The sequence below is a fragment of the Gordonia sp. UCD-TK1 genome (genome assembly GCF_001691435.1).
GTDB classification, from domain to species: Bacteria; Actinomycetota; Actinomycetes; order Mycobacteriales; family Mycobacteriaceae; genus Gordonia; species Gordonia hongkongensis.
In genome coordinates, this window is record NZ_LZMP01000024.1 from 290109 (window position 1) to 310499 (window position 20391).

The 20391-nt window shown below is 70.0% G+C and carries 14 protein-coding genes and 1 pseudogene; 7 read left to right on the forward strand and 8 right to left on the reverse strand.

The features are described 5' to 3' along the window. The first annotated feature begins 69 nt into the window (after nt 1–69). From A9310_RS15125 to arr, 3 genes are all read left to right on the forward strand, one after another. Nucleotides 70–597, forward strand: a complete 528-nt coding sequence (locus A9310_RS15125; protein WP_083207391.1) for a hypothetical protein — start codon at nt 70–72, stop codon at nt 595–597. Next, nucleotides 563–1879, forward strand: coding sequence for an IS256 family transposase (locus A9310_RS15130; RefSeq protein WP_014928678.1), 1317 nt, complete (start codon nt 563–565; stop codon nt 1877–1879). The genes A9310_RS15125 and A9310_RS15130 overlap by 35 nt, the downstream gene beginning before the upstream one ends. 255 nt (nt 1880–2134) lie before the next feature. Further along, complete coding sequence (arr, locus tag A9310_RS15135; protein ID WP_254661271.1) at nt 2135–2590, forward strand: NAD(+)--rifampin ADP-ribosyltransferase; 456 nt, start codon at nt 2135–2137, stop codon at nt 2588–2590. An 89-nt stretch (nt 2591–2679) separates the two neighbouring features. On the opposite strand, the gene A9310_RS15140 is transcribed toward arr, so the two are convergent. The 5 genes and pseudogenes from A9310_RS15140 to A9310_RS15160 all read right to left on the reverse strand — a co-directional run bounded on the left by A9310_RS15140 (nt 2680) and on the right by A9310_RS15160 (nt 9682). Continuing rightward, nucleotides 2680–3357 carry a hypothetical protein gene (locus tag A9310_RS15140; protein ID WP_065631310.1) on the reverse strand — a complete coding sequence of 226 codons (678 nt, stop codon included), beginning with the start codon at nt 3355–3357 and terminating at the stop codon, nt 2680–2682. A gap of 312 nt (nt 3358–3669) precedes the next feature. After that, a complete protein-coding gene (locus A9310_RS15145) occupies nt 3670–4428 on the reverse strand; it encodes an SDR family oxidoreductase (protein WP_065631311.1) in 759 nt (252 codons plus the stop codon). After that, a pseudogene (locus A9310_RS26605) lies at nt 4425–5081 on the reverse strand (enoyl-CoA hydratase/isomerase family protein). Before A9310_RS26605 ends, A9310_RS15145 begins: the two are co-directional and overlap by 4 nt. A gap of 321 nt (nt 5082–5402) precedes the next feature. Beyond that, nucleotides 5403–7895, reverse strand: coding sequence for a helix-turn-helix transcriptional regulator (locus A9310_RS15155; RefSeq protein WP_065631312.1), 2493 nt, complete (start codon nt 7893–7895; stop codon nt 5403–5405). Nucleotides 7896–7930: 35 nt separating this feature from the next. Then, complete coding sequence (locus A9310_RS15160) at nt 7931–9682, reverse strand: Hsp70 family protein (protein ID WP_065631390.1); 1752 nt, start codon at nt 9680–9682, stop codon at nt 7931–7933. A 351-nt stretch (nt 9683–10033) separates the two neighbouring features. Here A9310_RS15160 and A9310_RS15165 point away from each other — a divergent pair, with 351 nt between their 5' ends. The 3 genes from A9310_RS15165 to A9310_RS15175 all read left to right on the forward strand — a co-directional run bounded on the left by A9310_RS15165 (nt 10034) and on the right by A9310_RS15175 (nt 17066). After that, nucleotides 10034–13363, forward strand: a complete 3330-nt coding sequence (locus A9310_RS15165) for an IniB N-terminal domain-containing protein (protein ID WP_065631391.1) — start codon at nt 10034–10036, stop codon at nt 13361–13363. Between the two features lie 188 nt (nt 13364–13551). Further along, entirely contained in the window at nt 13552–15564 is a 2013-nt protein-coding gene (locus tag A9310_RS15170) for a dynamin family protein (protein WP_139104631.1), read from the forward strand. Next, nucleotides 15561–17066: a dynamin family protein gene (locus A9310_RS15175; protein WP_065631314.1), complete on the forward strand. Its 1506-nt coding sequence runs from the start codon at nt 15561–15563 to the stop codon at nt 17064–17066. The genes A9310_RS15170 and A9310_RS15175 overlap by 4 nt, the downstream gene beginning before the upstream one ends. On the opposite strand, the gene A9310_RS15180 is transcribed toward A9310_RS15175, so the two are convergent. Then, nucleotides 17047–17589 (reverse strand): hypothetical protein, encoded by a 543-nt coding sequence (locus A9310_RS15180; protein ID WP_065631315.1) that lies wholly within the window; start codon nt 17587–17589, stop codon nt 17047–17049. The genes A9310_RS15175 and A9310_RS15180 overlap by 20 nt on opposite strands. 220 nt (nt 17590–17809) lie before the next feature. On the opposite strand from A9310_RS15180, the gene A9310_RS15185 reads away from it, so the two are divergent. Further along, nucleotides 17810–18274, forward strand: a complete 465-nt coding sequence (locus tag A9310_RS15185; protein WP_065631316.1) for a hypothetical protein — start codon at nt 17810–17812, stop codon at nt 18272–18274. Between the two features lie 77 nt (nt 18275–18351). On the opposite strand, the gene A9310_RS15190 is transcribed toward A9310_RS15185, so the two are convergent. Next, nucleotides 18352–18777: a DUF779 domain-containing protein gene (locus A9310_RS15190; RefSeq protein WP_065631317.1), complete on the reverse strand. Its 426-nt coding sequence runs from the start codon at nt 18775–18777 to the stop codon at nt 18352–18354. Between the two features lie 19 nt (nt 18778–18796). Beyond that, nucleotides 18797–20320 (reverse strand): aldehyde dehydrogenase family protein, encoded by a 1524-nt coding sequence (locus A9310_RS15195; protein ID WP_004021499.1) that lies wholly within the window; start codon nt 20318–20320, stop codon nt 18797–18799. Nucleotides 20321–20391: the final 71 nt, after the last annotated feature.

A 20391-nucleotide genomic window follows, 5' to 3' on the forward strand; every position in this document is an offset into this window, starting at 1 on the left:
CCGACCACCCATCCCCGGCAGAGTCAGTGGTGTCACCAACACAACCCCCACACCACACCGGAGCCCACCATGAAAACCACCACCCGCATCGCCACCGCCACCCTCGGACTCGCCGCCGCCACCGGCATCGCCCTCAGCGCCGCCGGCGCAGCCCACGCCGGCACCCTACCCATCACCCGACCCGGCGAACCCACCGTCGCCATGACCATCACCAACCACACCGACAAGCCCGAATACCTCCAAGGCGCCAACGCCGACGGCGGCCAATGGATCAACGCACCCCAACGCATCCTCTACCCCGGAGCCACCGAAACCATCACCGCCACCGCACCCTTCACCAACCACCTCGACGTCAACGCCATCTACCGCATCGGCGCCTTCGGCCCCACCGCCAACTACCAACTCACCAACCACCCCCACAACGTCAACACCGCCATGAGCAGCATCTGGGGACCCCACGCCCAGAACTACTGGATGAACAACCACATCGACAGGGACTGTCGTGAGAACGGTGTAAGTGGCCTTACCGCCCTCGGTGTGTCGGGGGCAGGAAGGTCGCATCATGACCGACACTCTGGTGGCTGTGGAGCCATCTGATGAACACGATGACGGGATCGTCGAGGTGCCTGCGGACCGCAGCGTCGATGAACTCGAGGTAGCCCGCGAGCTGGTCCGCCAGGCCCGGGAGGCCGGGGTCCGCCTGACCGGTCCGGATGGGTTGCTCAAAGCGATGACCAAAACGGTGCTCGAGACGGCGCTCGATGAAGAGATGTCTGAGCATCTCGGTTACGACAAGCACGACCAGCGTGGTCGCGGGAGTGGCAACTCGCGCAACGGGTCTCGGTCGAAGACCGTGCTGACTGATGCGTGTGGGCAGGTCGAGATCGATGTCCCGCGGGATCGGGCGGGCACCTTCGAGCCGCAGATCGTGAAGAAGCGCCAACGACGCTTGACTGATGTGGATGAGGTGGTGTTGTCGCTGTATGCCCGTGGGCTCACCACCGGTGAAATCAGCGCCCATTTCGCCGACATCTACGGTGCTGCGGTCTCCAAAGACACGATCAGCCGGATCACCGACCGGGTGCTCGAAGAGATGGCCACCTGGCATGCCCGTCCGCTCGAACGCGTCTACGCCGCGGTGTTCATCGACGCCATCCATGTCAAAATCCGCGATGGGCAGGTAGGGCCCCGGCCGATCTACGCCGCGATCGGGGTGGATCTGGCCGGGCATCGTGACGTGCTCGGGATGTGGGCAGGTGAAGGCGATGGTGAGTCGGCAAAGTACTGGCTGGCGGTGCTTACCGAGCTGAAGAACCGGGGTGTAGCCGACATCTTCTTCCTCGTCTGCGACGGGCTAAAAGGCCTGCCGCAATCGGTCGGGGCGGTCTTTCCCGACACGGTGGTGCAGACGTGTGTCATCCATCTGATCCGGGGCACATTCCGCTATGCCGGCCGCCAGCACCGCGATGCTATCGCCAAGGCGATCAAACCGATCTACACCGCCCCCACCGCTGCAGCCGCGGCCGAGGCGTTGGATGCGTTCGACGCCGAGTGGGGGCACCGGTACCCGGCAGCTATCCGGTTGTGGCGCAACGCATGGCAAGAATTCATACCGTTCCTCGACTACGACATCGAGGTCCGTAAGGTGATCTGCTCGACGAATGCGATCGAGTCACTCAACGCCCGCTACCGGCGCGCAGTGCGGGCTCGTGGGCATTTCCCGAACGAGCAGTCGGCGCTAAAGTGCCTGTACCTGGTGACCCGGTCGCTCGATCCGACCGGTACCGGACAGAAACGATGGACAATGCGGTGGAAACCAGCACTCAACGCATTCGCCATCACCTTCGCCGACCGCATGCCGGCCAGCGAAGACAACTAACCGAAAACGCCACTTACACCGTTAATCTGATACTCCCCATCGACACCCGATACCCCCAGGTCAACGTCGGCTTCGACCAGTGGTGAGGAAAGAGAACACGTGGTGAGGAGGAGGGAGGACCCAGATGGGTTCGGGGGCGGGTCGCCCGCCCCCGAACCCCGCCACTTCCACCATATGTCGACGACGGGGGCTTGCCGCAAGGCCCTGGTGGCCGTGCACAATCGCTCGACGACGACGAGACGCAGGAGGCCATCGATGCCCGAGAGTGCAGACCACCCCGACATGGCGGGTACCCCGGAACGATTCCGGGTGCACGAGTCCGGGGCCTACTTCCACGGCACCCGCGCCGACCTCCGGGTGGGCGACTTCCTGACCCCCGGTCACCGATCGAACTACCGGCGCGAGCACATCTCGAACTACGTCTACATGACGAAGGTGCTCGACGGCGCGGTGCTCGCGGCCGAGATGGCGGTGGGTGACGGGCGCCCCCGGGTCTACGTCGTGGAACCCCAGGACGACGTACACGACGATCCGAACGTCACCGACAAGAAGTTTCCCGGCAACCCCACCCATTCCTACCGGAGCGCCCAGCCGGTCCGGGTCGTCGGCGAGATGATCGACTGGGTGGGACATTCGCCGGAATACCTCCGACAGTTCCGCGCAGGATTGGAGGCACTCCGGCAGCGGGGCGAAGCGGGTCTGTACGACTAGCCGGCCGTCACGACATTCTCGCCGCGACGGCGGCGCTCCGCGACCGGTCATCGGCCGCGGAGCGCCTGCTGCAGAGTCGAACTCACGGATCAGGGAAAGATGTTCTCCAGCGATCCGAAGGCTCCGCCGGCACCCGATGCGGCGAAGTTGGTGGTGCAGCCGTTGAACGAGACGTTGTCGACATTGACCTTGCCGGTCTTTTCGTTGGGCTGACTGGAGACCCCGTAGTGGTCGACCACGGTGGTGTGGCCCTCTGAATTGGCGGCCTTCACCAGATCATCCAGGGTGGCGTTGGTGCCTCTCTTGATCGTGCCGAGATCTCGGGTGGACCACCACTGGTCAGATCCGCCGGCATCCGCCTTGCCCGCACCAGCCGGCGCGGTCCAGACGAGCGTCGCAAATCCATTGCTCTCACCGGAGTTGGCCCCGGTCACGCGGAGTTGCCAGTTCGCCTGCCCGTCGGACTTGTTGAACGTGAGCGGCTTCGTGATGGCCTCCGTCAGCTTGAGCTGCCCGGCACTCTTGTACGACGCCTGGCGGGGTGTCTGCTCTGTCGTCACGAACTCGAGAGACCCGTCCTGATCAACAACATTGGTCGCCGTCACCTTGCCGGCCTGGCCGCGCTCGTCACCGAACGTGTTGCCCCACCCCGCCGGATTGGCCGGAGTGGAGACCGTGGCACAGTTCGCCTCCGATACGGGGGCTGCTGTTGCCACCGCGGGAGCGATCAGAGCCGCGACCCCGAGGGTCGCGCCAGCCGTCGTCACACGAATGAGATTTCTTCGCACTGGTTCTTTCCTCCTTTGTCGTTCGGGTCCATCGAACTCCCGCAAGCTAACAAAGGGATTAATCAGATACCAGCGCGATTAAAGGCATCTGAATGAGGAACACCTTCACACAGCGGACCTGACCTGCACGCACAGTGCATCAGTGGACCATGTCGCATGTTCGCTTTTAAATCCGGAAATCCCGGCTATCTGCCTATTCCGCACCACCCGGTGACTGTGCGCCGAATCCCATTGACTGTGCATCGAATTTCGTTGACTGTGTGCCGTATTTCGTCAATTGGACTCGTGGACTCAGAGCGTCGTCGCAATCCCACCGTCGACCGGAATGACCGTCCCGGTGAGGTAACAGCCGGCGCGGCTGGCGAGGTACACGACCGTGCCGATCATGTCGTCGGCTCGACCGATACGGCCCAACGGCGATGCTGCCGCGACTTCTTCGCCCAGCTCGGCCAGGATCGGCGCCATCATCTTGGACTCGAAAGGTCCTGGCGCGATGGCGTTCACGGTGACATGACGCGGACCGAGGTCACGCGCGAGATGCCGGGTCAGCTGATGGACGGCCGCCTTGCTCGACGAGTAGGAGTATGACGCGGTGCGGGGCACCCGGATCCCGTCGACACTGCCGATCATGATGACCCGCGACGGGTTCTCGGCCGTGGCGGTGCCGGTCAGCAACGGCAACAGTGTCTGCGTGAGCACGAACGGCGTCTGGACGTTGAGCTTCAGCACCCGGTCCCAGGCGGAGTCCGGGAACTCCTCGAGGGGCGCACCCCAGGTCGCGCCGGCGTTGTTCACCAGGACGTCGAGGGTGTCGGTCTCCGACGCCACCTGCTGCGCGAGGGTTCGTGCACCCTCGGGCGTCGACAGATTCGCCTGTAACGCAGTCAGTCCCGCGGCGCGCGCCTCGGCCAGCGCGTCGTCATTGCGACCGGTGATGAGGACCCGTGCCCCGCGGTCGTGCAGTCCGTGGGCGATCATCGCCCCGATACCCGACGTGCCGCCGGTGACCAGCACCGTCTTGCCACTCACATCGAACAGGTCAGAAGTCATCGTCGTCGGTACCTCGGTGCTCGTTTCTCCAGGAAGGCGGCGGTCGCCTCGCCCCGATCTTCGGTCATAGCCGTGATCATCTGCTGCCGGTTCTCGAATTCGACCGTGGCACTAAAGGAATCGGACTCCACCGCGGCCCACATCCCGACCTTGGTGAGCTCCACCGACAGCGGCGGGTTGGCCAGGATCGAACGCGCCGTGGAGCGTGCCCGCTCCAGGAGATCGTCGGGCTCGGCGAGTTCGACGAGCAGCCCATATCACTCCGCCTCCACGGCCGTGAACTTGCGGCCGGTCAGCATGAGTTCGTGTGCGCGGCCCGTCCCGACGAGGCGCGGGAGCAACCAGGACACGCCGATGTCGCAGGCGGAGAACCCGGCCCGGATGAATCCGACCGCGTACACGCTCGACGTGGACCCGATGCGGATGTCACTCGCGCACACGAGGGCGAGACCGCCGCCGGCCGCCGGCCCGTTGACCGCGGCGATCACGGGCTGGCGCAGCCCGTGCAAGCGGAGCGCGAGCCCGGCGATGTCCTGTTGGCGCTCGAACATCGGGATCACCCCGCCCTGTTCGGTGACGAGGTCGTCGTCGCCGTAACCGTTCAGGTCCAGTCCGGCGCAGAATGCGCGGCCCGCTCCGGTCAAAATCACCACCCGGCAACCGGGGTCCTCATCGACCTCGTCGAGTGCAACCGTCAGGTCCCCGCACGAGGTCGGCGTTCAGCGTGTTCAGCGCGTCCGGGCGATGGAGGGTGAGCGTCGTGATCTCACCATCGCGCTCGACAAGGACCGCCGGCATCAGATCTGACCCCACATATCGCGGCACCGGATGTGTTGCATGTCCTGTTGGTACCACTCACGGTGTCCGGTTCGTGGCATCTCGTCCGGTCACGTCACAGATAGCCGTCCCACGCCCACCCAAACAAGGGCACACTGCGCGTCAGCCCGTTCCCGGGGATTCGCTGGCAGGACCCTTCACCGATACCCGGCCGCACGGAGGGCAGCCATCAGTTCCGACCGCGATCCGGCGTCGAGCCGGCGTCGAATCCGGGCGACGTGATGCTCGACAGTCTTCGCCGAGATGTACAGCCGCTCACCGATTTCCCGGTAGGTGAAACCCTGGAGCAGCTCGTGGGCGACCTCGGCTTCGCGATCGGTGAGCGGCCCGCCGATCAGCGGAGTCAACCGCCGATCCTCGCCGGCCGCGCGAGCGGTGTCCAGGAGGCCGGCCGCGGTCGCGGGATCGTCGGCGCGCGACGCGGCCATACCCGCGAGGCACGCTGCCTCCCAGTGCAATCCGATGCTCCGTAGCGCTTCGACGGCGGCGGTGACGGGTTCCGTTGATTCGCCGGCGTCGTTCAGCGCGACCCAGGCGCGCGCACCGATCGTCAGCGACCCGGCGGTGCGGTCCCGCGCCGCCGCGAGGTCGAGACGAGTCAACCGGTGTGCCACAGCGGACTGGTCGCGCGTGATGGCGCCGGCGTGGACGCCCGCGAAGTCCCACGACGCCGACCACGCCGGAGGGTCGCCCAGATCCGCGAGCAACCGGTCGGCTGCGTGCACATACCGCGCAATCGCGGGAATCTGACCCAGTCGCGCTGCGGCGATCCAGAACTCGCCGAGCGGACGCAACAGGTAGAGGTCCACCTCGATGGCGGCGAGGAGTGACAGGCCGTCCTGCCACGCGGCCGACAGCGCGGACAGGTCACCGTGGCGCCGGGCCAACCCGAGCCGAATGGCCTGCACCCGAAAGCGTTCGGACATCCCCTGCGGTTCCGCCGTCGGGAGCAGACGCGCCGCCGCTTCGAGATCGCCGACGGTGAGCGCGGCCTCGGCGTCGAGAATGGTTCGGGCCGGCTCCGCCGCCACCGTCCGGATCGATTGCGCGGCAACGGTGTCGCCGAGGTTCAACGCCACCGCGGCGGCCGCGTGCAGAATTCGGGCCGCAGACGGGCCTCGGGACGACGTCGCTCCCGCTGAGATCCCACGCACCACGACGTCGACCGCGTCGCCGGTACTCATCTCGGCCGTGTCGTCGAGGGTGGCCAGCAGCCCGCGGACCACCAGCGACCGTGTGGCCCGACTCGCCACCGGCGCGCGGCCACGATCGGCCGCGCCGATGGCCGTGGCTGCCGCGCGGTCTCCGACCGCGAGCAGGGCGACTGCAGCCGACAACGACTGCGATGCAGAAAGATCGGATCCCGTCCAGCGGTAGAGGTCGGCGGCGTGCGAGGCGAGTCCGCGCAGCGCCGCGGCGGCGGCGGCGAGCTCCACCCACTCCGCGACCCATTCGTCTGTGGTTGCGGCCGACTCCAGCCGTCGGTCAGCCGCGGTACCCGCACCGTCGAGATCACCCGACGCCAGGGCGCGCTGGGCCATCAGCAGCCGGACGTCATCACGCCCCGGCTCCACCCGATCGGCGGCCTGCAGGAGGACCACCGCCCGCGCCGCGGTCGCGTCGACCGCGCCGGCCAGCAGCGCGTCGACGAYCCGCGGGTCGTCGACACCGGCCTCGGCCGCGAGCAGCGCGGTGTCGGGGGTGAGCTCGGTCGCACGCAGTCCGACGACGACCGAGTTGCGTCGTAGCTCGTCGATCTGCTTGTCTCCCAGCACATCACGCAGTGGACCGGCCGCAGCCGAGACGAAGACGTCCGCGCCGCGTAACAGGCCGCACCCGCGAGCCCGGTCGACCGCCTCGAGCGCGGCGGCTCGGTCGGTGCCCGCCGCTTCGGCGACGCTGTCGGGGTCGAGGGGCGCCCGGACAGAGGCGAGGGCCAGCACCGCGAGCGTGAGCGGATCGAGTCCGCGCAGCAGCCGATGGTGCCACTCGCGGGACACCCGATCGATGACGGCGATTTCGTCGGCCCCCGGCTCGTCTATGACGCGCGAGGCGCTGCTCGAAGTGCTCCGGAGCGCCCGCAGCACAGTGTCGATGGGAGCTCGCGCACCGCCACAGCGTCGACGGATCAGCGATGCCGTGGTCGGCGCGAGGGTCAGCCCGGCGCGGGACGCGCGGGTCAGGACATCGGCGGTACCCAGCGCCTCGAGTTCGAGGACCGCCCCGAACGGTCGGGCGCGGTCGCGCAACCGGCGGACGTTCGGGTCCAGTTCCCGCGGTTCGATCGTGGCGATCAGCCCGATCGTCCCCGCGTCGAGCATGCCCAGCGCGGTCTCGAACATGGCCACCGGCCACAGATGCATGTCGTCGGCCAGCACGAACACGGGACCCGCGCCGTCCGCGGCGGGCAGCCCCACACTCACCGGGAGGTCCCGTCGTCGGAGTTGTTCGTGCACGGCGTTCAGCAGTGCCGAGCGTCCGCTGCCGGGGGTGCCGACGGCCACGGCACACACCGGATGGCCCGAGTGCGCGCGATCGACGATGCCCGCCACCCACGACGAGGTGCGCGACGCGGCCGAGGACGGGTCCGGACGGTCACCGATCGTGGAGACCGGTGTCGTCGGGGTCATCGAACGGTCCAGGGGTGACCGGTGAGTCAACGGACTCAGCAGTCGATGCCGACGACGCCGGTGACGCCGCACACGATCTGACCGGTGCCGTCGAGGACTCGACCGGGGGCCTCCAGGACGCCGCCCGGGGTGACCCCGCCACCACCGGTACTCGGTTGTTCGGGTACCTCGGGCTGCGGGTTCGGACTCTGCGTCGGGGGTGTCCAGGGCGCGGACGGCGCGGGCGCCGGGGCCGGAGCCGGGCGGCCGGGGGTGCTTCCGGGCGCCGGGGCGCCGGCAGACGGGGCGCCCGCAGACGGGGCGCCGGCCGCGGTCCGCCGCGGCGAATCGGTTGCGGTACCCGGAGCCCGGGTTCCCGTACCGGTCACCGGTGCCGCGGTGGTGCCGGGACGCGCACCGGTCGCGGTGGTGCCCGGAGCGCCACCGGGGTTCTGCGTCGAGGTGGCCGTGGTGGTCGCCGCTCCCGCGGGCGGGGGCGTCGCCTCGCCGACCGAGCCGACGAGTCCGGTGCCGACGGAGAGTCCGGTTGCCGTGACGAGCGCCAGTGCGGCGGCGCCGACCGTGATGAGGGTGCCCCGCTTACGACGCGAGAACCGGGGAGCGGGCTCGGCGACCGGGGTGCTCGGAGCCGGGACGATCTCGCGGAGCGGCCGCTCCTCGGGCGCGGCCGAGACGAGGGCCGCGGTCGTGGCGGCGGCCGGCGCGATCGCCGACCGGCGGGCGGCGAGCGTCGTGCCGGCCATCAGCGCACCGCCGGCTGCCGAGGCGGACGCGGGATCGGGGTCGAGGACTACCGGCAGACGCAGGGTCGAGGACAGCATCTCGGTGACGAGCGGGATCGCCGCACCGCCGCCACCGAGCAGGACCGCGGACACCCCGGCCGGCTTCATCCCGGGGGCCGCGTACGCGCCCGATGAGTCGTGGCCGACGGCGGACGCGGAGACCGCTTCACGAACCAGCGCAACCGCCTCCATGACCGGTGCGCGCAGCAGGTCCTCGATGTCGTCGCGGACCAGCCGCGCCTCGGTGCTCACCTGCCCGATCCGCACGTCGACGACGGTGTCGGTGTCCACCGACAGAGACTCCTTGGCTCGGCGGCACTCTTCCCGCAGCCGGTTCACGTCGTCGAGGATGGCGCCGCTCCGGGCTGGGTCGGCCAGACCCGCGTCGACCTCGGCGTCGGCACCGGTCACCCGCAGGGTGTGCGCCAGCAGCAGGCGGTCGAACTCGTTGCCGCTCACGGTGTCCAGATGCAACGGACGGCCGACCGGGGCCGGATCGGAGCCGGTGGTCAGGACGGAGACGGTGAGCCCCGCGGCGCCGAGGTCGCAGACGACGACCGCGCCGTCGCCGAAGGCGCCCTCGGCGTGTTCGGCTGCGGCCAGGGTCGCCCGTGACTCGGGCACCCAGGTGATCGCGTCCGCCGGCACCGAGTCGGGGTGGGCGCCAAGTGCCGCCCGGGCGTCGTCGACGGCCTGATCGGACCAGTTGTCGGGGTGCACGACGGTCAGGTGCACGTCGTCGGACGGTGTCGAGTCGACGCTGTCCGTGCCGAGGTCGAGCCGGGCGACCAGCGCCGCGACCGCGTCGGCGTAGAGGTCGGCGGCCGCGATCGTGCGGCCGTGGTCGTCGAGCATCGGGACCGGGTCGCCGACCCGTCCGAGGAAGTCGTCGGCATCCACCAGAGCGGACGTCTCGACCGAGACCGCGCCCTCCCAGGACTTTTCCGAGGCGGCTACCGCCACGCTGTTCGCGGACCCGATCTTCACACCGATCCCGATGGCCATGACGCTCACTCCTGTTCGCACCTGCAGACGGTGGGCGGTGACGGTGCCGCGTCGTGCGGGCAATCCGTCGATGTCACGTGCCCCGGCCCCGGCGGCGCACTTCACCCAGTGTGTCGCGGACCGGCCCCCTGGTGTTAGCCCTGACCGGGGATTAGGGGAAAGTCCCGACCCCCCTATGCCGGCGGCGCCCGGAACCCCGTCCCCCGGTCGAAATCCCCCTGGGGGGATGACCCACCCCCCGGTCGTCGGCAGGACTGGGGATTTACCCCGATGTCGTCGGGCCCCGAAGTCCATACGGTCGAACTCGACACGGGATCGAACTGCGATCTCCCCGACGCAAGGAACGACGCCATGGCGACCAACGCGGTACTCGACTTCATCCTCGGTCTGCTTCGCGACGAGGAATCCTTCAACGCCTACTGCGGCAATCCCCAGGCCGCGATCGATCGCGCCGGACTCACCGGCGTCACCCCCGCCGACATCTCCGCAGCCGCCCCGCTGGTCGCCGGAGGCGGTCTGGCCGCGGGCGGCGGCCTCGGTGCGATCATCGGTGCCGGCGGTGGGGCGGTCGGCGGCGGCGTGATCGGCGGCGGCGCGGTCGGTGGCGGCGTGATCGGCGGCGGTGGCGTCGGAGTCGGCCTGGGCGGCCTGGAGTTCGGCGACATCAACGTCGGCGGCGGAGACGTCAACCTCGGTGACGTGAACCTCGGCGGCATCGGTGGGCTCGAACTGGGCGACCTCGACCTCGGTGGACTCGATCTGGGTGGAATCGATCTGGGCGACATCGACTTCGGCGGTCTCCTCGGCGGCATCGGATTGGGCGACATCGACCTCTCGGGTCTGTCCCTGGCCGATCTCGACCTCGGCGGTATCGCATTCGGTGACCTCGACCTCGCGGGCCAGCTGGCCGTCGCCCTGGGCGCGGCGCTGTCCGCGGGCCTGGGCGCCGGCGGCGCGATCGCCGCGCAGTTCGGTGCCGCGCTGGGAGCCGCGCTCGAGACGGTCGTCGACGGGGGCCTCGAGCTCGCCGCGGGCATCGGACCGGTCATCGCCGGGACGCTGGCCGGCGCGATCGGCGCCGAGGGCGCCCTGGTCGCCCAGCTAGGGGCTTCGCTCGACGCACTCCTCGCCGCAGGCGCCGACCTCGGGCTCGGTCTCGGGGGCGGTCTCGCCGCGCAGCTGTCGGCGGCGCTCGGACTGGGTGGCGAACTCGCCGGCTCGTTCGGCGCGACGCTGGGCGGTCTGCTCGGCGCCACGATCGGCGCGGGCGGCGCGCTCGGCGCCGACCTCGCGGCCGCGCTCGGCGCCGGTCTCGGTGCGGGCGGCGCACTCTCGGCGGTACTCACCGGCGCGCTCGGTCTCGGCGCCGAACTGTCCGGCGACCTGGCCGCCGCGCTGACCTCCACTCTCGATGTCGCGGGTGACCTCTCGGCGACGCTGTCGGGTCTGCTCGACGCGCAGGCCATCGCCGACCTGTCCGGCGAACTCGGCGCCACCCTCAGCGGCGCTCTCAGCTCGACCCTGGCCGCGGGCGGCACCGCTGCCGCCTCCGTCGGCACCGCACTCGGTGTGGCCCTGACGTCGACGGCCGCGGCGACCGGCGGACTGGTCCTGACCGGCGCGGCCGGCGCGAACGCCGTCCTCGGTGGCGCCCTGACCGCCGTCCTCGGTGTCGGCGGCGGCGCTCAGGCCGGGCTCGCCGCGGCGCTCGAATCCGTCCTCGAAGCCGGCGGGATCGTCGACGTCGAGGCCCTGATCGAAGCCGGCGGCGATCTCAGCACGACTCTCGCCGGCGCTCTGGCTGCCGGCCTCGAAGTCGGTGGCGAAGCCGCCGCCGGTCTCGGTGCGGCCCTGGGCGGCACGCTGGCCGCAGCCCTCGAAGGTGGCCTGGCCGCCGATCTCACTGCCGGACTCGGCGGCGCCCTGGAAACCGGTCTCGGTCTCGGCGGGGCGCTCGAAACCGGCGTCGGAGGCGCTCTCGAAGCGGGACTGGGACTCGGTACCGGACTGGGCGCGGGTCTCGGTGGCGCGGTCGAGGGCGCTCTCGGCGGCGGCCTCGGGGTCGTGGGCGGCCTCGGCACCGAACTCGGAGCCGCGCTCAACGGACTGTTGTCGGCCGGCGCCGGCCTCGACACCGCGCTGAGCACCGTGCTCACCGGTGTCCTCGGCGCGGCTGCAGGCGCCGACCTGGGGGCCACCCTGGGTGGCGCACTCGAACTGGGCGGCGTCCTCGGCGCCGACCTCACGGGTCTGCTCGAGGGCGGCCTGGCCACCGACCTGGCCGCGCAACTGGGCGCGATCGTCGGTGGCGGCGGTGAGCTCGCGGGCGAACTCGGCGCCACCCTGGGCGGCGTGCTGGGCGCGGCCGCAGGCATCGAGGGCATCCTCGACGCCGCCGCCGGTGCCGGCCTGAACGTCGGCGAACTGCTGGCCGCGGACCTCGGCGGTGCACTCGGCGTCGACGGCGCCCTCATCACACAGCTGGGCGGGGCGCTGGACGCCGCACTCGACGCCGGCGCGGGACTGGGCCTGGTGACCGAGACCGCCGCCGACCTCGGCGGAACCCTCGAGGCCGTGCTGGCTGCGGGCGGGGATGTGGGTGCCGACCTCGGCGCGTCCCTCGGCGCCGTCCTCGGGACCGCACTGAGCGGTGACCTGGGTGGTTCGCTGGCCGGCCAGCTGGCCGGCGGGGCCGAACTCCCGGCAGCCCTCAGCACCGTTCTCAGCTCCGCACTCGACGTGGATCTGTCGGCCACCGACGGCCTCGTCGCCACCCTGGACTCGACCCTGGAGGCGACGGGTGGCCTGGGCGGGGCGCTGACCGGCGAACTCGAGGCGATCGTCAACCCGAGCCTCATCCTCTCCCCCGAGGGCACCATCACCGTCGGCGGACCGCTCCTGGTCACCGAAACCCTCGGCGGCACAGTGGTCGACAGCCTCACCGGCAACCTGGGCGCGGGCACACTGGCCGGCCTGGGCACCGTCGCCGAGACCGGCGCGGACCTGGTCACCGGGCTGGACAGCACTCTGCAGGGCGGCCTGGAGGGGACCCTCGAGACCGGACTCGCCGGCCTGGGCGCCGGGCTCGGCGAGGCCGATCTGGGCGCCACCGCCGGTCCGGTTCTCGACGGTGCTCTCGGCGCCGGCGCCGGCGCAGGCGTGGGCGGAGGCCTCGGCGGAGACCTCGGCCTCGGTGGCGACCTCGGCCTGGGCGGTGCGCTCGACACCGAGCTGCCCGCAGAGGTCACCTCTGAACTGACCACCGCGATCTCCGGCACGGCCGGCGGCGCGGTGGACGTGGTCGGCGACGCCGCGGGCTCACTCGAGACCGGGGTCGGCGGCACCCTCGACACGACCACCGACATCGTCGGTGGGGTGACCGGTGGTCTGACCGGCGGCGCAGTGGTCGGTGGTGGCGTGGACGCCGGCGGCGGTGCCGGCGCGGAAGGCGGCCTGGACCTGGGCGGCGTGACCGACACCGGTGCTGAACTCGGCGGCGCGGTCGACACCACCGTCGGCGGCGCGGTCGACTCGACCGTCGGAGGCGTGGCCGACACGACCGCCGACCTCACCGGCGGATTGACCGGCGGCCTCACCGGAGGCCTCACCGGTGGCCTCGGTGGCGACACAGACACCGGGATCGGCGTCAACACCCCGGACGCCGGACCCGACGCCGACTGACCCGGTCACGTCGGCAACCCGCCCCGGGACCGTCTCACGCTCCAGCAACCCTGGACGTGGGTCGGCCCCGGGGCGGTCCTCGTCCGGCCCCGCCTTCGCCCGGCGCGCTCGCACGCACCGCCCGAACGGGTGCGGAGCCCCGCCGATGCCGACCGGACGGGCCGACTCACCGCTACCGTGAGGACACCATGACCACTCCACCCGCCGAACCACCTCGCGTCGGCCGGCACGCCGCCGATCGGGACGCACCTGGTCCCGCCCCCACGTGGAAGGCAGCAGCCCCGACCGCACCGGCACACGCCGCTGCCCCGCCCCGGCCACCCGCGGCCACGGCCCCAGCCCCAGCCCCGGCGACCCCGGCAGTGGCGACCCCGGCACGGACACAGGCGCCGAACACCATCGGCGACCTGCTGACCACGATGTCCGAGGTGGCCCGGGAGGCGGGCCGTAACGATCTCGTCAGTCGCCTCGACGGCGCGCGCACCCGGATCACCGACCCCCGCCTGCGGATCGTCGTGGTGGGTCAGCTGAAACAGGGCAAGAGCTCGTTCGTCAACGCACTGCTCAACCTGGACGTGTGCTCGGTCGGCGACGACGAGACGACCGCGGTGCCGACGGTCATCTCGCACGCCGCGCAACCGTCGGCCCATCTGATCGTCGACGGCCCGGCCGCCGACAACCGCATCCCGGTGCCGATGGACGCCATCGCCGGTATCACCCCCGACTCCCCGCTCGCCGGTGGCCGCGAGGTGCTCCGGCTCGAGATCGAGGCACCCGGCCCGTTGCTCGCCGACGGCCTCGTCCTCGTCGACACCCCCGGCGTCGGCGGTCACGGACACCCTTATGCCGCAGCGACTCTGGGTATGGTCGCGGCAGCCGACGCGGTGCTCGTCGTGTCGGATGCCAGCCAGGAGTTCACCGCGCCGGAGATGTCCTTCCTCCAGCAGGTCGCCGGACTGTGCCCGACCATCGCGTGCCTCATCACGAAGACCGACCTGTACCCGCACTGGCGCGCCGTCGTCGACGCCGACCGGAGCCATCTGCACACCGCCGGCCTCGACATCCCGTTGTTGCCCGTGTCATCGGTGCTGCGCACCCACGCGCTGCGGCTCGGCGACGAGAAACTCAACGCGGAGGCCGGGTTCCTCGATCTGTACCGGTACCTGCGCGAGCGCGTGGTGTCCACCGCACGGCAGGCGACCCGCACGACCGTCGCCACCGATCTGCGGGTCGTCAGCGAACACCTCGCGCTCACCCTGGGCAGCGAACTCGCCGCCCTGCGCGATCCGGAGACCGCCGGCCGCGCTGTCGGCGCACTCCGGGAGGCCAAGTCCGACGCGGAGGCCATGCGGCGTCAGTCCGCTCAGTGGCAGCAGACGCTGGCCGACGGCATCGCCGACCTCGCGGCCGACATCGACCACGACCTGCGGGACCGTCTCCGCGCGGTGACCCGGGAAGCCGAACGGGCCATCGACGAGGGCGATCCGGGGGTCGACTGGGAACAGTTGAGCGAGTGGCTGGCCGATCAGACCGCCGCCGTCATCGGTGACAACTTCGTCTGGGCGCATGAACGATCGGTGTGGCTCGCCGAGCGGGTGGCCGACCACTTCGCGGCGGCCGGCCAGAACTCGCTGCCCGACATCGACGTCGCCGATCTGACCGGTGTGCTCGATTCCGTGGCCGAGCTCGCCGAACTCGACAGCGGCAGAGTCGGTCTCGCCCAGAAGCTGTTGATCGGCATGCGCGGGTCGTACGGCGGTGTGCTGATGTTCGGACTCATCTCGACGATGGTCGGCATGGCGCTCATCAACCCGGTGTCCGTGGGCGCCGGACTGCTCCTGGGCACCAAGGCGTACCGGGATGACAAGGAGGCGAAGGTCCTCGAACGCCGCGCCAAGGCGAAGGTCGCGGTGCGCGCGTTCACCGACGACGTCAGCTTCCAGGTCGGCAAGGAGTCCCGCGATCGGTTGCGCGTCATCCAGCGAGTCCTCCGCGATCACTTCACCTCGGTCGCCGAACAGACCGCACGCTCGATCTCGGAATCCCTCAGTGCCGCACAGTCTGCCGCGACCCTCGCCGATTCGGAGCGATCCGGGCGCGTCGCCGAACTCGAGTCCCGGCTCACCGCGGTCGCCGCGCTGCGCAAGGCGGCCGATCATCTCGACCCGGACGAGCCCGCTGCGGAGCTTCCGCGCCGATGACCGACATCGCCCGCGTCCGAGGGTTTCTCGACGCCACCCGCACCGCCCTCGCCGACGACCCGCACGCACAGGCCGAGCTCGACGTGTGCGCCCACCGGTTGTACCAACCGGTGCGGGTCGCCCTGGCCGGTTCGCTCAAAGCTGGCAAGTCGACGCTGCTGAATGCCCTTGTGGGACAGGACATCGCCCCCACCGATGCCACCGAGTGCACGCGGGTCGTCACCTGGTACCGCAACGGCCGGTCGCCGTCGGTCACCGCACACGTCGACGACGGTCGCGCGGTGGGCATCCCGGTCACCCGCATCGGCGGTCGACTGGGCTTCGATTTCGGGCGGCTCACCGCCGATCGCGTCGACCGTCTGGACGTCGAGTGGCCCGCGCGTGCGCTGCAGTCGACGACCATCGTCGACACCCCGGGCACGGCGTCGTTGTCGACGGAGTTGTCCGCGTCGACAATCCGGCTCCTCACCCCCGACGACGGTCAGTCCGGCGTCGACGCCGTCGTCTACCTGTTGCGTTCACTGACCGCCACCGACACGACGATGCTGCGCCGCATCGGGTCGGCCATCGGCGGATCGTCGGGCCCGCTGGGTGTCATCGGCGTCGTCTCCCGCGCGGACGAGCTCGGTGCCGGCCGGATGGATGCGATGATCTCCGCGCACCAGATCGCCGGACGGTTCGCCGGCGAGCTCGAACGCACGGGCCTGTGCCAGGCGGTCGTGCCGGTGGCGGGACTGCTGGCACTGGCCGCCCGCACCATGCGGGAGGTCGAGTTCCGCGCGCTGGCACAGCTGGCCGCGACCCCGGCACCCGACCTCGAGGCGGCCCTGCTGACGATGGACCGGTTCTCCCGGCCGGACATCCTGCCCGACATACCCGCCGAGCTGCGGCGTTCGCTGGCCGAACGCTTCGGCGCCTTCGGCATCCGAATGGCGGTCACGCTCATCCGGTTCGGCGCGAGCTCCTCGTCGGCGCTGGCCGCCGAACTCGTCGAGCGCAGCGGACTCTCGGAGTTGAGCGCCATCATCGACACCCAGTTCGGGCAGCGCGCGGACCAGCTCAAGTCCCATTCGGCGCTGGTGACGATGGATCACCTCCTGGCCGCGTCATCGTCGGCGGGGGCGCGTGACGTCCGGGCCGCGGTTCGCCGGGAACTCGCGGACGTCCACGGTTTCCGAGAGCTGCGTCTGCTCGGCACCATCCGGGCCGGGGGCGTCGACCTCCCCGCTGACCAGACGGCCGAGATCACCCGGCTCATCGGCGGGTCGGGCATCGATCCCGCGGCCCGCCTCGGACTGCCCGCGACCGCCGACGTGTACACACTGCGGGACGCCGCGATCGACGCCGCGCGGACCTGGCGGGCACGTGCCGGCCACCCGCTCCTCGCGCCGGCCTCGGCGTCGGCATGTCAGGTCGCGGTGCGTAGTGCCGAGGGTATCGTCGCCCAACTCGGTGAGGCGGTCCGGAGCGGCGGCCAGGGTTTCAGCGCAGGGATGCCGTGACCGACCGGGTGTAGGACGCTCCGGTGGCGACGACCGCGACAAGCGCGGCCGCCGCCGGAACCCACTGGGCGACAACCGGCAAACCGGCGTCGGAGAGTGCTGTCGCGGACGGGTTGACCGTGAGATGGAAGGCCACAGCGCCCGCCACCGCGACGACGGCGCCGACCGTCAGGGTGCTCCGGCCGGACCGTCGACTGTCCCAGAGTCGCGCGGACCCGTACAGCCCGAGGAGCACGACGACCAGTGCGATCGCCCCGCCCACCATCAACGAGATGTCCACGGCGCGTGCGGCATCGGTCCCGCTGCCCGGATTGGTCCGGACGAGATCGGCGGCCAGGACGGACCGAATGTCGTTCAGCGACACCAGCGTCAGGCCGACGGTCACCACGACCAGGGCCACCGACACCAACCAGCCGAGGATCACATAGCGAGTGACCGGGGAGCGTTCGACCGGCCGCTGCGGGCGCAGCGGCGTGACGGCGACGCGCGGGCGGGGAGGCGGAGAGCCGTCGGCGTTCGACATCCCTCGATGGTAGTTGCCTGCGCGTTCCGCTACCCCGAACCGGCGCAACCTCGGATCATCGTTCTCGAAGCCGCCCCGCGACCACCACCGCATGTCCCCCGATCGGTGGAGGCACCATTCACCCCACCCATCACCCGGTCAGCGGAATCCCCCGACCACCCATCCCCGGCAGAGTCAGTGGTGTCACCAACACCACCCCCACACCACACCGGAGCCCACCATGAAAACCACCACCCGCATCGCCACCGCCACCCTCGGACTCGCCGCCGCCACCGGCATCGCCCTCGGCGCCGCCGGCGCAGCCCACGCCGGCACCCTACCCATCACCCGACCCGGCGAACCCACCGTCGCCATGACCATCACCAACCACACCGACAAGCCCGAATACCTCCAAGGCGCCAACGCCGACGGCGGCCAATGGATCAACGCACCCCAACACATCCTCTACCCCGGCGCCACCGAAACCATCACCGCCACCGCACCCTTCACCAACCACCTCGACGTCAACGCCATCTACCGCATCGGACTGTTCGGCCCCACCGCCAACTACCAACTCACCAACCACCCCCACAACGTCAACACCGCCATGAGCAGCATCTGGGGACCCCACGCCCAGAACTACTGGATGAACAACCACATCGACACCGGATACCCCCAGGTCAACGTCGGCTTCGACCAGTGGTGAACTACCGCGGACAAACGCAGAATGCGTCGTAGGTACCGGTTTCCGGTACCTACGACGCATTCTGTGTGGGTCGGACCTCAGGGGCCGGCGGTGGCCCCCGTCAGTGGTGGCGACGTCGCCAGCAGGTCGTTCTCCTCGTCGGTGAAAGTCCGTGCCCGCGAAAGGAAACGAACCCCTTCCGGTGCCTCGAGACTGAATCCGGCACCGCGACCCTTCACGACGTCGAGGATCAACTGGGTGTGTTTCCACAGCTCGAACTGGTCGCCGTTGATCCAGACCCGAACGGCCGGAATGGGTTCGGGTAATTCGATCTCGCCGACCAGCACATCCCGCTGGCCCACGCGATACTCCCCGACCGGATAACACATCGGGGCCGAGCCGTCACAGCACCCACCGGACTGGTGGATCATGAGGCCGCCGTGCAGCTCCGACAACTTGGTCAGGAGCTGCACGGCGGAGTCTGTGGCGACCACGCGATCAGGGACACTCTGCTCGGCGGTCATCGTCAATCACCTTCCCAGGTCAGAAGAAACCCTTGGCGCTCTGAGCGTAACCGACCAGGAGGTTCTTGGTCTGCTGGTAGTGCTCGAGCATCATGAGGTGGTTCTCGCGACCGATACCGGACTGCTTGTAGCCGCCGAAGGCGGCGTGCGCCGGGTAGTCGTGGTAGGTGTTCGTCCACACCCGGCCGGCCTGGATCTCGCGGCCCGCCCGGTAGGCGGTCGCACCGTCGCGGCTCCACACACCGGCACCGAGCCCGTAGAGCGTGTCGTTGGCGATGTGCATGGCGTCGGCGAAGTCCTTGAAGGTGGTGACCGCGAGGACCGGGCCGAAGATCTCTTCCTGGAAGATGCGCATCTTGTTGTTGCCCTGGAAGACAGTCGGTTTGATGTAGAAGCCGCCGGCCAGGTCGCCGTCGAGTTCGGCTGCCTCGCCGCCGATCAGCACCTCGGCGCCCTCGTCCTTGCCGATGGCGAGGTAGGAGGAGATCTTCTCGAACTGATCGTTGGAGGCCTGCGCGCCCATCATCGTGTCGGTGTCGAGGGGGTTGCCCTGCTTGATCTTTCCGACGCGGTCGACGGCCTTGGCGATGAACTCGTCGTAGATGTCCTGCTGGATGAGTGCGCGGCTGGGGCAGGTGCACACCTCGCCCTGGTTGAGCGCGAACATCGAGAAGCCTTCCAGCGCACGGTCGAGGAACCCGTCGTCGGCGGACATCACGTCGTTGAAGAAGATGTTCGGGCTCTTGCCGCCCAGCTCGAGGGTGACCGGGATCAGGTTCTCCGAGGCGTACTGCATGATGAGCCGGCCGGTGGTGGTCTCACCGGTGAACGCGATCTTGCGGATACGGTTGCTCGACGCGAGCGGCTTGCCCGCCTCGACGCCGAACCCGTTGACCACGTTGAGGACTCCGGCGGGAAGCAGGTCGCTGATGAGGCTGACCAGGTACAGGATCGACGCGGGTGTCTGCTCGGCGGGCTTGAGCACGACCGCGTTGCCGGCGGCGAGCGCGGGCGCCAGCTTCCACACCGCCATCAGGATCGGGAAGTTCCAGGGGATGATCTGGCCGACGACGCCGAGCGGCTCGTGGAAGTGGTAGGCGACGGTGTCCTCGTCGACCTCGGAGATCGAACCCTCCTGGGCGCGGAGGGCGCCGGCGAAGTAGCGGAAGTGGTCGATGGCCAGCGGGATGTCGGCGGCCATGGTCTCGCGGACGGCCTTGCCGTTGTCCCAGGTCTCGGCGACGGCCAGCTTCTCGAGGTTCTCCTCCATGCGATCGGCGATGCGCAGCAGGGCCAGCGAGCGCTCGGCGACGGGGGTCTTGCCCCATCCGGGTGCGGCCTTGTGTGCGGCGTCGAGCGCGAGGTCGATGTCCTCGGCGGTCGAACGTGCGACCTCGCAGAAGATCTTGCCGTCGACGGGCGACGGGTTCTCGAAGTACTGACCCTTCACCGGCGGGGTCCACTGTCCGCCGATCCAGTTGTCGTAGCGCGACTCGTAGCTCATCACCGAGCCATCGGCACCCGGCTTTGCGAAGACGGTCATGGTTGCTCCTTGCGTGTGGGCCTCAAGCTGAGGACGCTCTGCGGATGTCACACGGGACACCGGAGGCGTCC

Coding starts and splice junctions, on each gene's coding strand:
- A9310_RS15125 (WP_083207391.1), top strand. CDS start 70: ATGAAAACCACCACCCGCATCGCCACCGCCACCCTCGGACTCGCCGCC.
- A9310_RS15130 (WP_014928678.1), top strand. CDS start 563: ATGACCGACACTCTGGTGGCTGTGGAGCCATCTGATGAACACGATGAC.
- arr (WP_254661271.1), top strand. CDS start 2,135: ATGCCCGAGAGTGCAGACCACCCCGACATGGCGGGTACCCCGGAACGA.
- A9310_RS15145 (WP_065631311.1), bottom strand. CDS start 4,428: ATGACTTCTGACCTGTTCGATGTGAGTGGCAAGACGGTGCTGGTCACC.
- A9310_RS15160 (WP_065631390.1), bottom strand. CDS start 9,682: ATGGCCATCGGGATCGGTGTGAAGATCGGGTCCGCGAACAGCGTGGCG.
- A9310_RS15165 (WP_065631391.1), top strand. CDS start 10,034: ATGGCGACCAACGCGGTACTCGACTTCATCCTCGGTCTGCTTCGCGAC.
- A9310_RS15170 (WP_139104631.1), top strand. CDS start 13,552: ATGACCACTCCACCCGCCGAACCACCTCGCGTCGGCCGGCACGCCGCC.
- A9310_RS15175 (WP_065631314.1), top strand. CDS start 15,561: ATGACCGACATCGCCCGCGTCCGAGGGTTTCTCGACGCCACCCGCACC.
- A9310_RS15180 (WP_065631315.1), bottom strand. CDS start 17,589: ATGTCGAACGCCGACGGCTCTCCGCCTCCCCGCCCGCGCGTCGCCGTC.
- A9310_RS15185 (WP_065631316.1), top strand. CDS start 17,810: ATGAAAACCACCACCCGCATCGCCACCGCCACCCTCGGACTCGCCGCC.
- A9310_RS15190 (WP_065631317.1), bottom strand. CDS start 18,777: ATGACCGCCGAGCAGAGTGTCCCTGATCGCGTGGTCGCCACAGACTCC.
- A9310_RS15195 (WP_004021499.1), bottom strand. CDS start 20,320: ATGACCGTCTTCGCAAAGCCGGGTGCCGATGGCTCGGTGATGAGCTAC.